General features: G+C 71.1%; 13 protein-coding genes. 10 read left to right on the forward strand and 3 right to left on the reverse strand.

Features of this window, described 5'->3' with window-relative positions:
• Positions 1-70: 70 nt before the first annotated feature.
• From ABZ260_RS37535 to ABZ260_RS37555, 5 genes are all read left to right on the forward strand, one after another.
• Positions 71-322, forward strand: a complete 252-nt coding sequence (locus tag ABZ260_RS37535) for a DUF3039 domain-containing protein (RefSeq protein WP_030906465.1) — start codon at positions 71-73, stop codon at positions 320-322.
• Between the two features lie 273 nt (positions 323-595).
• Entirely contained in the window at positions 596-1,384 is a 789-nt protein-coding gene (locus ABZ260_RS37540) for a zinc metalloprotease (protein ID WP_355627031.1), read from the forward strand.
• Positions 1,362-2,750 (forward strand): MFS transporter, encoded by a 1,389-nt coding sequence (locus ABZ260_RS37545; RefSeq protein ID WP_355627033.1) that lies wholly within the window; start codon positions 1,362-1,364, stop codon positions 2,748-2,750. Before ABZ260_RS37540 ends, ABZ260_RS37545 begins: the two co-directional genes overlap by 23 nt.
• A 98-nt stretch (positions 2,751-2,848) precedes the next feature.
• Entirely contained in the window at positions 2,849-3,694 is an 846-nt protein-coding gene (locus ABZ260_RS37550) for a hypothetical protein (RefSeq protein ID WP_355627035.1), read from the forward strand.
• A gap of 160 nt (positions 3,695-3,854) precedes the next feature.
• A complete protein-coding gene (locus tag ABZ260_RS37555; RefSeq protein WP_355627037.1) occupies positions 3,855-5,606 on the forward strand; it encodes a DEAD/DEAH box helicase in 1,752 nt (583 codons plus the stop codon).
• 45 nt (positions 5,607-5,651) lie between these two features.
• On the opposite strand, the gene ABZ260_RS37560 is transcribed toward ABZ260_RS37555, so the two are convergent.
• From ABZ260_RS37560 to ABZ260_RS37570, 3 genes are all read right to left on the reverse strand, one after another.
• Positions 5,652-6,239, reverse strand: a complete 588-nt coding sequence (locus tag ABZ260_RS37560; protein ID WP_355627039.1) for a hypothetical protein — start codon at positions 6,237-6,239, stop codon at positions 5,652-5,654.
• Between the two features lie 188 nt (positions 6,240-6,427).
• On the reverse strand, positions 6,428-7,003 hold the full coding sequence (locus ABZ260_RS37565) for a nicotinamidase (RefSeq protein ID WP_355627040.1): 576 nt from the start codon (positions 7,001-7,003) through the stop codon (positions 6,428-6,430).
• Positions 7,004-7,007: 4 nt separating this feature from the next.
• Positions 7,008-8,297 (reverse strand): nicotinate phosphoribosyltransferase, encoded by a 1,290-nt coding sequence (locus ABZ260_RS37570; protein ID WP_355627042.1) that lies wholly within the window; start codon positions 8,295-8,297, stop codon positions 7,008-7,010.
• A 40-nt stretch (positions 8,298-8,337) separates the two neighbouring features.
• Between ABZ260_RS37570 and clpS the strand changes: the two genes are divergently transcribed.
• The 5 genes from clpS to ABZ260_RS37595 all read left to right on the forward strand — a co-directional run bounded on the left by clpS (position 8,338) and on the right by ABZ260_RS37595 (position 10,256).
• Positions 8,338-8,625 carry an ATP-dependent Clp protease adapter ClpS gene (gene clpS, locus ABZ260_RS37575; protein ID WP_030906445.1) on the forward strand — a complete coding sequence of 96 codons (288 nt, stop codon included), beginning with the start codon at positions 8,338-8,340 and terminating at the stop codon, positions 8,623-8,625.
• Between the two features lie 119 nt (positions 8,626-8,744).
• Positions 8,745-9,269 carry a DUF2017 domain-containing protein gene (locus tag ABZ260_RS37580; protein ID WP_350966110.1) on the forward strand — a complete coding sequence of 175 codons (525 nt, stop codon included), beginning with the start codon at positions 8,745-8,747 and terminating at the stop codon, positions 9,267-9,269.
• 9 nt (positions 9,270-9,278) lie between these two features.
• Entirely contained in the window at positions 9,279-9,695 is a 417-nt protein-coding gene (locus ABZ260_RS37585) for a M67 family metallopeptidase (protein WP_343975506.1), read from the forward strand.
• Positions 9,696-9,732: 37 nt separating this feature from the next.
• Positions 9,733-9,888 carry a hypothetical protein gene (locus ABZ260_RS37590; protein WP_350924791.1) on the forward strand — a complete coding sequence of 52 codons (156 nt, stop codon included), beginning with the start codon at positions 9,733-9,735 and terminating at the stop codon, positions 9,886-9,888.
• A gap of 89 nt (positions 9,889-9,977) precedes the next feature.
• A complete protein-coding gene (locus tag ABZ260_RS37595) occupies positions 9,978-10,256 on the forward strand; it encodes a MoaD/ThiS family protein (protein WP_030906436.1) in 279 nt (92 codons plus the stop codon).
• The last annotated feature ends 116 nt before the right edge of the window (positions 10,257-10,372 follow it).

Here is a 10,372-nt window from a genome sequence, read left to right on the forward strand (position 1 = left end):
GCTCGATCGCCGGGCCTGGGGTGTCGCGCCGGTGACCGGGGCGCGGCGGTGCGGGCATAAAATCACCAGGGTGAGTACGAAGATTCTCCCTGAGAGCGACGTCCGGCCGGACCTGTCGCACGGCGACGGCGACCACGAGCGCTTCGCCCACTACGTCGAGAAGAACAAGATCATGGAGAGCGCGCTGAGCGGGACACCGGTCCGCGCGCTCTGCGGGAAGGTCTGGGTGCCCAACCGCGACCCCCAGAAGTTCCCGGTCTGCCCGGAGTGCAAGGAGATCTACTCGGGTCTGCCGAAGGGTGAAGACGGCAACAAGGAGTGAGTGTTGCTCGTGGGTGATCGCCACCGATGAGGCTACGGTCGGGATGTCGCCGGGGGGCGGCGAGCGACCAGTGGCTGGGATCTGTCGGGGGAGTCCATGTTTCGGCGTGCGATCGCCGTTCTTTCCGCATGCCTGTTGGCGGTGCCCGTTCCCGGCCGAGAACCCACCGCGCCCGGGTGCGCCCTCGCCTCCGGAGCGGCTCACGTCATGGTGCGGGGGGCGGTCCGCCCCGTGCCGCCGGGGCGTGGGCCCGAGCCGCCCATGCCATCCCCGGTGTCATCCCCCGCGCCGTTCGTCGCGCCGCCCGCCCGCCTGCCCGTCGACGGACGGTCCCGGTCGAGATCGCTTCCGCTCGTGCTTCCGGTCACCGTGCCCACCTGGGTGCACGTCATCACCGACGGTCGCCTCGGCGCCCCCGACTTCGCCGTACGCGACCAGCTCGCCACGCTCAACGCCGCCTACTCCGGGCAGTTCGGCGGGGCGGACACCGGGATCCGGTTCAGGCTGGAGGGCGTCACCCGCACCGTCAACCCGGCCTGGTTCCGCGACCCCGTCACCCACGAGCGGGCGATCAAGCGGATGCGCAGGGGCGGCCCCGAGACGCTCAATCTCTACCTCGCCCAGCTCAGCGAGCTGGTGCTCGGCTACTCCACCTACCCCTACGGATACCGGAAGGAGCCGGCTCTCGACGGTGTGGTCGTCGACTGGCGCAGCCTGCCCGGCGGGGCGATGCGCAGCTTCGACCGGGGGTTCACCGGGGTCCACGAGATCGGTCACTGGCTCGGGCTGCTGCACACCTTCGAGAAGGGCTGCGAGGCCGCGGGCGACGGCGTTGCCGACACCGCGCCCGAGGGGAAGCCCACCGAGGGCTGCCCGCTGGTCAAGGACACCTGCGAGGGGGGCGGGCCCGACCCGATCCACAACTTCATGGACTACTCCGACGACCGCTGCATGTCCGGGTTCACCTCCGGCCAGGCTCTCAGGATGCAGGAGATGTGGGTCGCATACCGAGAGCCGGGGCGGACACTACCCTTGACAGGTGACAGTACCGAAGGCGCTTGACGCTCCATACGAATCCCCCCGGCTCTTCGGACCCCAGTACCGCACCGCCTCCCTCGGCATCCTGCTCGTCGTCACGCTGATCGGTTTCGAGGGCATGTCCGTGGGCACGGTGATGCCCGCCGTCTCGGCGGATCTCGACGCCCTGGACCTGTACGGGATGAGCTTCTCGGCCTTCCTCATCTCCGGCCTGCTCGCCAACGTGGTCGCCGGCCTCTGGTCCGACCGGCGGGGGCACGCCTGGCCGTTCCTGCTCGGCGTGGGACTGTTCACCGCCGGTATGGCCCTGGCCGGGGCCGCCGGGACCAAGGAACTGTTCATCGTGGCGCGGGCGGTGCAGGGCCTCGGCGGCGGTGCCGTCATCGTGGCGATCTACGTGATGATCGCGCGGGTCTACGTCCCCGAGACCAGGCCCCGGGTGTTCGCCGCGCTGTCGGCCGCCTGGGTGCTCCCCGCCCTGCTCGGGCCGGCCCTCAGCGGGATCATCGCCGAGACGGCCGGCTGGCGGTGGGTCTTCTACGGCATCGTGCCGCTCGTCGTCCCCGCCCTCGTGATGCTCCTGCCCGCGCTGCGTGCCCGGCAGGACCAGGCACCCGAGCCCTCCACCGGGCCCCGGTCCAGGCCGCTGGCGATGACCCTGGCCGCCATCGCCACGGCGGGCGGTGGCGGGGCGCTGCTGTACGGAGTGGACCGCCTGCAGAGCACCCCGGTGCCCGGCGGGGTCGCCGTCGTGGCCGGGCTGGTGTTCCTCGCCGTGGGGCTGCCCAGGCTGCTGCCACCCGGGGCACTCAGGTTCGGCCGCGGCCTGCCCACCACGATCATGATGCGCGGGGTGCTCGCCTCGGCCTTCTTCGCGGTCAACTCCTTCATCCCGCTGCTCCTGACCGAGGTGCGAGGCTTCTCCGTCGCCGAGGCGGGGGTCGCGCTCACCACCGGCGCCCTGGGCTGGACCACCGGCTCCTACCTGCAGAGCCGCCGTTCATATGATCGGCCCCTGCTGGTCGGGATCGGCTCCGCGGCGATCACCGCGGGCATCCTGCTGACCCTGCTCGCGCTCGTACCCGGTATCACCGGCTGGGTCACCGTGCCCGCCTGGGTCGTCGCCGGGTTCGGCATGGGCATCGGCACCACCAGTATCAACATCACCGCGATGCGCCAGTCACCCGACGCGGAGCAGGGCGCCAACTCCGCCGCGCTCCAGGTCGTCGACACCCTGGGCGGTGCTCTCACCATCGGTTTCGCCGGCGTCCTGATCAACCTGATCGGCCACGACGACATCGCCACCGGCTACACCATGATCGTCGTCCTGATGGCCTCCCTGGGGCTCTTCGGGGTGATCGTGGCCCGGCGTATGCGGGACATCTCATGACTCATTGGTCACTCCTGTAACAGCGATCACCCATAGCCGGACCACGCCGTGGGATGCATGGTAGGACGGTAGGACCGTGACCGCCGGGAGGAGGCCCCGTGCACGAACGACCTCGCCGGTCGGACCCGTTGGACGAGCCCGGTCGTGACGGGGGGCGCCGGTCCCGGCGGGCCAGAAAGGCCGCCCAGAAGGCTGCACGGAAGGCGGAAGACCAGGGGTGGCCGCCCGGCGACCCGGATCTCGACGACGAGCGCCGTCCCTGGCCGCCGCCGGAGTCCGAGCCGTCCGACAGCCGCTCCCACCTCACCTGGCCTCCCCGGATACCCGAGCCCGGCGACGACCTCCCGCCCTCGGCCCGCTGGTACGGCACGCCCATCGCCCCGCCCCAGCCCCGCCCCGGGCGCCTGCGCGGCCTGCTGCTCGTACTGCTCACCCTGGTCGTCGGCGGCGGCGTCATCGCCGGCGCGGTCGTGCTGGTGCTGCGGTCGGTGCCGGACCCGCCGCCGGGGCGGGTGACCGATCCGGTCGCGGGGGTCGGCTACCGGCTGCCGGAGGGCTGGCTCGCGGGCACGGTGCCGCCCGTCACGGGGTTCACCTCGGTCGCGGGCGACGGGGTCAACACGACGGTGATGGTCAGGCCGGCGGAGCCCGCGGCCGACGTGCGCGCCGCCGCGGCCGAGCTCAGCGACCTGTACGGGCGGCTCCTGCTCCACGGCGACAAGGTGAAGGTCGTGGACGACACGGAGATCGCCGTGGGTGCGCGCACCGGGCACGCCCGCTCGCTGCGCGCCGAGTACCTGGACATCGTGAACCGGCCGGCCTACCTTCGCGTGGTCTTCCTCACAGGTGGCGGCGGGCGCCCGGTGGTCGTGGTCGGGATGGCCCAGCCGGACGATCCCGTGTCGCGGGCCAAGATCGATACGGTGATCGCGGGTCTGGGCTGACGCCCGGCCTCCGTGAGCCGCGGCGTGCCCCGTCGATCGGCGGCGACGCGGCGGGCGAAGGATCCGGGGGACGGAACACCTAGCACGTGGAGGCGACCTTGGCGAGGATCTCGGCCGATCGGCACGTCTTGTCGGCGACGCAGATTACTCTGGTGACACTGTGAGCACTTTCGCCGCATCCCACCTCTCGCCTTCATATCCGGACCGTGCCGCCTGGGGCACCGCGCCGAAGCTTCGCGCGTGGCAGCAGGAGGCCTTTGACCTGTACTCCAGCCGTGAGCCGCGCGACTTCCTCGCGGTCGCCACGCCGGGTGCGGGCAAGACGACCTTCGCCCTCCGCATCGCCAGCGACCTGCTGTCCAGAGGGATCATCCGGGCTGTGACCATCGTCACACCGACGGAGCATCTCAAGCAGCAGTGGGCGGACGCCGCGGGCAGGGTCGGCATCGCGATCGACCCCGAGTTCAAGAACAGCCAGGGCGCGACCTCCCGCGACTACGTCGGGGTGGCCATCACCTACGCCCAGGTGTCGATGCATCCGGCACTGCACCGCGCACGCACCGAGGCGCGCAAGACGCTCGTGATCTTCGACGAGATCCACCACGCGGGCGACGCGAAGTCCTGGGGCGACGGCGTACGGGAGGCGTTCGAGCCCGCCGCCCGGCGCCTCGCCCTGACCGGCACCCCCTTCAGATCCGACATCAACCCGATCCCCTTCGTCACCTACGCCGAAGACGGCGACGGGGTCAGGCGCAGTGTCTCCGACTACTCCTACGGTTACGGTCCCGCGCTCGCCGACGGTGTCGTCCGCCCGGTCATCTTCCTCGCCTACGCCGGTGAGATGCGCTGGCGGACCCGCGCCGGCGACGAGATCGCCGCGACCCTCGGCACCCCGCTCACCAAGGACCAGCTCGGCCAGGCGTGGCGGGCCGCGCTCGACCCGAAGGGCGAGTGGATCCGCCAGGTCCTCCGGGCGGCCGACCGGCGGCTGACCGAGGTGCGCAGGGGCGTGCCCGACGCCGGTGCCCTGGTCATCGCCACCGACCACGAGACCGCCCGCGCCTACGCCCGCCACATCAGGACCATCACCGGCGAGGGCGCCACGGTCGTGCTCTCCGACGACCCGGCGGCCTCCAAGAAGATCAAGGAGTTCTCCGCCTCCGAGCAGCGCTGGCTGGTCGCGGTCCGGATGGTCTCCGAGGGCGTCGACATCCCGCGCCTGGCCGTCGGCGTCTACGCCACGAGCATCTCGACCCCGCTCTTCTTCGCGCAGGCGGTCGGCCGCTTCGTCCGCGCCCGCAAGAGAGGCGAGACCGCGTCCGTCTTCGTGCCCTCGGTGCCGACCCTGATGGGGCTGGCGGCGGAGCTGGAGGCCGAGCGCGACCACGTGCTCGACCGCAAGCCCCCGGAGGAGGGGCTGGACGACTTCCTGTTGGAGGACGCCCAGCGCAAAAAGGACAATCCCGACGTCCTGGGTGACGAGCTGCCGTTCGAGACCCTGGAGGCGGTCGCCACCTTCGACCGGGTGCTCTTCGACGGCGGCGAGTTCGGCAGCGCCGCGGAGACCGGTTCCCCCGAGGAGGAGGACTTCCTCGGCCTGCCGGGTCTGCTGGAGCCCGACCAGGTCCGCACCCTGCTGAGCAAGCGCCAGTCCGATCAGCTGAAGGCCAGGCGGAACAGGCCCGAGCCCAAGGAGCCGCAGCTCGCCCCGCACGAGCTGATCGCCAACCTCCGCAAGGAGCTCAACGGCCTCGTCGGCGCCTGGAACCATCGCACCGGCCAGCCGCACGGCGTCATCCACGCCGAGCTCCGCAGGTCCTGTGGCGGCCCCGCCATCGCGCAGGCCTCCGCGGAGCAGATCCAGGAGCGGATCGACAAGATCCGCCACTGGGCCACCCAGCGCTCCCACTGACCCGGCCACCGGGTCGCACCGGCGTTCGCGCCGGGCGCGGCCCGGTCAGCCGAGGGCGATCGGCCTGCCGGTCCGGCCGTCGATCGCCCGGAACCCGCCCTCGCCGCGCACCGGTTGCGCGAGCGGCACCTGCAGGGAGGCCACGCCGCCGGTGACGCTCACCGGCCGCGTCGTGGCACCCGAGGTGCGACTCTCCGCCTCGCCGTCGCGCATCCAGACCCTGATCGTGCGGTTCCGGTGGCGCAGGACCACGGTCGCGGTGTCGCACTCGTCGGCCCTGGCCGTCCAGAAGAGCGTCACACCCCGCAGCGCGCCCTGGCGGCGGGCCAGCCGTACTCGCTCGGGAGCGGGCATCCTGCCGGGGCAGGAGGCGCTCTGCACGTCCCGAGCGCCCTGCTGAGCCGCCTGCGGTGCCGGCGCCGGAGCCGGTGCCGGTATCCGGGCCGCCGAGGGCGGGGGCGCGGCGATGAGGGTCCGCGGGGGGATCTGGATCGTGGTGGTGGTCCAGATCGTGGCCACTTCCAGGGAGACCAGCGCCAGCACGCTCGTCAGCCGCACCAGCGTCCCGCCGCGAAAAAGGTTCCACAGGCACAGCGGGGTCAGCACCAGCCAGGAGACACCGAGCACGAACATATGAGGTCACCACCGGTAGTAAGAGGTCTCAGCTCTCCGTGATACTCCTGTCGCGGCGGGTGGTGGTCGGATTTACCCACCCATGCCGATCCGGTAGTCGTTCGAATGCCCGGAGTGGGCACTCCTGACGGCCTTCCCCCGCCGGGCTCCCGGACAGCACGGGGAACCGTGCCAAGGGGGTACGACCGTCAGGCCGGGCGGACCACCGGGGTGCCGGTGAGACGGGCTCCGGCGGAGCCGAGCTCGGCGAGGGCGGCCTCGGTGGTCGGGGCGGCCACCCCCGCGGTGAGATCCAGCAGCACCCGGACGGAGAGGCCGTGCGCGAGCGCGTCCAGGGCGGTGGCCCGCACACAGTGGTCGGTGGCGATGCCGACGACGTCCACCGTGTCCACGCCGCGCTCGCCGAGCCAGTCGGCCAGGCTCGTACCGTCGGGGGTGACGCCCTCGAAGCCGCTGTAGGCGGCGGCGTGGGCCCCCTTGCTGAACACCTCCTCCACCCGTCCGGTGTCGAAGGCCGGATGGAAGTCCGAACCGGTCGTCCCGACGACGCAGTGGACGGGCCAGGAGTTCACGTAGTCGGGTTCGGCGGCGAAGTGGGAGCCGGGGTCCACATGGTGGTCGCGGGTGGCCACGACGTGGTCGTAGTCGTGCGAGGCGGTGTACCGGGAGATGGCGGCGGCCACCTCGGCGCCGCCGCCGACCGGAAGGCTGCCGCCCTCGCAGAAGTCGTTCTGGACATCGACGATGATCAGTGCGGTTGGCATGCGGTCAGTCAAACACGGTGGGCAGCGCGGCGTAGCCCCGGGAGAGCTGGTGGGCGTTGGCCGGCAGCTCGGCGAGGGCCTCTCGGTGCCGCGCGCGGGCCGCGTCCAGTTTCTCGCGGCCGACGATCTCGCCCTTCCTGACCAGCGGGACCTGCAGCGGACGGGCGTCCGCGGGAAGGTCGGCGGAGACGGTGACCAGCTCGGCGACCGCCGTGCCCGCCGGGTCGAGCCTGCGGAAGGCGTTCTTGCGGCCGCCCCTGCTGGGCTTGCCCACCGATCTCTTGGCCACCGGCCGCATGATCCCGCCGGCGTCGGCGCGGGCGACGAGCTTGTAGACCAGGGCGGCGGTGGGCGAGCCTGAGCCGGTGACCAGCGACGTGCCGACGCCGTAGCCGTCCACGGGCGCGGCCGACAGCGCCGCGATGGCGTACTCGTCGAGGTCGCTGGTGACGATGATCCGGGTCTGCTGCGCGCCGAGCGCGTCGAGCTGCTCGCGGACCTCGTGGGCCACCTGGACGAGGTCGCCGGAATCGAGGCGGACGGCGCCGAGGGAGGGGCCGGCCAGTTCCACCGCGGTCCGTACGGCCTGGGCCACGTCGTAGGTGTCGACCAGCAGCGTGGTGCCGGTGCCGAGGGAGGTGATCTGGGCCTGGAAAGCCTGCTCCTCGGAGTCGTGGAGCAGGGTGAACGCGTGGGCCGCGGTCCCGGCCGTCGGCACGCCGTACGCGCGGCCCGCCATGAGGTTGGAGGTGGAGGAGAACCCGCAGAGGTAGGCGGCCCGAGCGGCGGCCACGGCCGCCGCCTCGTGGGTACGTCGCGAGCCCATCTCGATGATCGGCCTGGTCCCGGCGGCGCCGACCATGCGAGCGGCGGCGGCGGCGATCGCGCAGTCGTGGTTGAGCACCGACAGGATCACGGTCTCCAGCAGCACCGCCTCGGCGAACGTGCCCTCCACCGTCATGATCGGGGAACCGGGGAAGTAGCACTCGCCCTCGGCGTAGCCGTCCACGTCCCCCGAGAACCGGTATCCGGCGAGGAAGGCCAGGGTGGGCTCGTCGACGATCCGATTGTCTTCGAGGAACGCCAGCGACTCCTCGTCGAAGCGGAAGGACTCCAGCGCCTCCAGCACCCGGCCGGTACCCGCGACGACCCCGTAGCGCCGCCCACCGGGCAGCTGCCGCGCGAACACCTCGAAGGCCGTCCGCCTGGAGGCGGCGCCGCTTCTCAGCGCCGCCTCCAGCATCGTCAGCTCATAGTGATCGGTAAGCAACGCGGTGCTCATGCTCTCTGTCACGAGTCGAAGACTAATCCCGGGGTAGGGCAGACTGGTGAATGTGGGTAGCACCGCTCCAACAGAGGTCGAGCGTCCGTCAATCGACGTAAGACCCGATCTGCCATGGTTGACGATCGTCTGGAACGACCCGGTCAACCTGATGTCCTATGTGACGTACGTCTTCCGGACCGTCTTCGGGTACTCCAAGGAGAAGGCGGAGAAGTTGATGCTCGACGTGCATCACAAGGGCAAGGCGGTGGTCTCCAGCGGCACCCGTGAGGAGATGGAGCGCGACGCGCAGATCATGCACTCCTACGGGCTGTGGGCCACGGTCCAGCGGGATTCGTGAGCGGGCGGGCGGTCCGGTGCCGCCCGTCGCGGTCCGTCGTCGTGCGGCGGCGGGCGGCGGGTCGATCCCAGACGACGGGCGGGTCTCTGGCGGAGCCCGCGAGGAATGGTGGGCGAGAGATGAGTTCGGGGTTCAAGCCGGGGCGCGAGGGCGGTGTGATCACGGGTTTCGACGCCGCCGAGGTGTCGATCCTGCGCTCGCTGGTCACCCAGACCCTGGGCCTGATAGAGCCGGGGGAGACCGGCGACGATCCGCTGGAGAGGGCGCTCGGCATCGGCGCGTCCGAGCAGTCCAACGATCCGGTGCTGGCCAGGCTGTTCCCCTCGGCGTACGAGGACGGCGAGGCGGCCGCGGAGTTTCGCCGGTACACCGAGGCGACGCTGCGCGAGGGCAAGCGGGCCGACGCCAAGGCGATGCTCGACAGCGCCGAGCCCGGCCGGGTCGAGCTGACCAGGGAGCAGGCGGAGGCGTGGATGCGCGCGCTGAACGACGTGCGGCTCACGCTCGGCACCCGGCTGGAGGTGACCGAGGAGGTGCACGACGAGATCGCCGACATGTCGGAGCACGACCCCCGTTATCCGGTGTACGTCATCTACGACTGGCTGACCTACCTCCAGGACACCCTGGTCCGAGCCCTTTGGTAGCTTTCAGGCATGCTCACGATCTCTCGGGAACTGGTTGACAAGATCATCGCGCACGCTCGGGCGGACCACCCCGACGAGGCCTGCGGTGTGATCGCCGGGCCCGTCGGTTCCGACTCTCCCGAACGGTTCATCGCCATGGAGAACGCCGAGCGGTCGCCGACGTTCTACCGGTTCGACTCGCTGGAGCAGCTGCGCGTCTGGCGGGAGATGGACGACCGCGACGAGGAGCCGGTGGTGATCTACCACTCCCACACCGCCACCGAGGCATACCCCTCCCGCACCGACATCTCCTACGCCGCCGAGCCGGGAGCCCACTACGTGCTGGTCTCCACCCGGGAGGAACTGGGTGCGGAGGCCGAGTTCCGCTCGTACCGGATCGTCGACGGTGTCGTGAGCGAGGAGAAGGTGACGATCACCTCCGGGTGACCGTCCCGGGTGTACGGCCGTGTGGTGGATTGTCCCTTTGGGTAAGCTGGTGGGCATGCTGACCGCCGCCCCGAGCCAGGAGGACGTCGTGCGCTCGCGTCCCGGCCCACGGGCACGGCACGCGGGCATCGCGCCCGTGCAGAACTTCCTGTTCGCGCACACGCCTTTCGTGGTCGTCTACGACTGTCGCTGACCGGCTTTTCTGGAATCCCCCGGTGCTCGCCGGTGTTCCGAAACCGGTGGGCTATTACTCCCAAGACGACACAAGGAGATTGACCCGCGATGGCCATTGAGGTTCGCATCCCGACCATCCTGCGCACCTACACCGACGGTGCCAAGGCCGTCGACGCCAAGGGCGCCACGCTTGAGGAGCTGATCGGCGACCTGGAGGCCCGGCACCCCGGGCTGAAGGAGCGCCTGGTCGACAAGGGCGCGCTGCGCCGCTTCGTGAACGTCTACCTGAACGACGAGGACGTCCGATTCCTGGGCGGGCTGGAGACCCCGGTCGCCGACGGCGACACGGTCACCGTCCTGCCCGCCGTGGCCGGCGGCTCCCGCTAGTGCGCGGCGCCGCCCGCCTCGCGAGATCTCGCGACCCGCCGACGCTGTTGTCCATCATGTAGAGGCAGCCGTCCAGGGACTTCGTCGCGGCGGCCGACTCCAGGGAGATCAGAACA

The sequence above is a fragment of the Streptosporangium sp. NPDC006013 genome (genome assembly GCF_040614275.1).
GTDB lineage: Bacteria > Actinomycetota > Actinomycetes > Streptosporangiales > Streptosporangiaceae > Streptosporangium.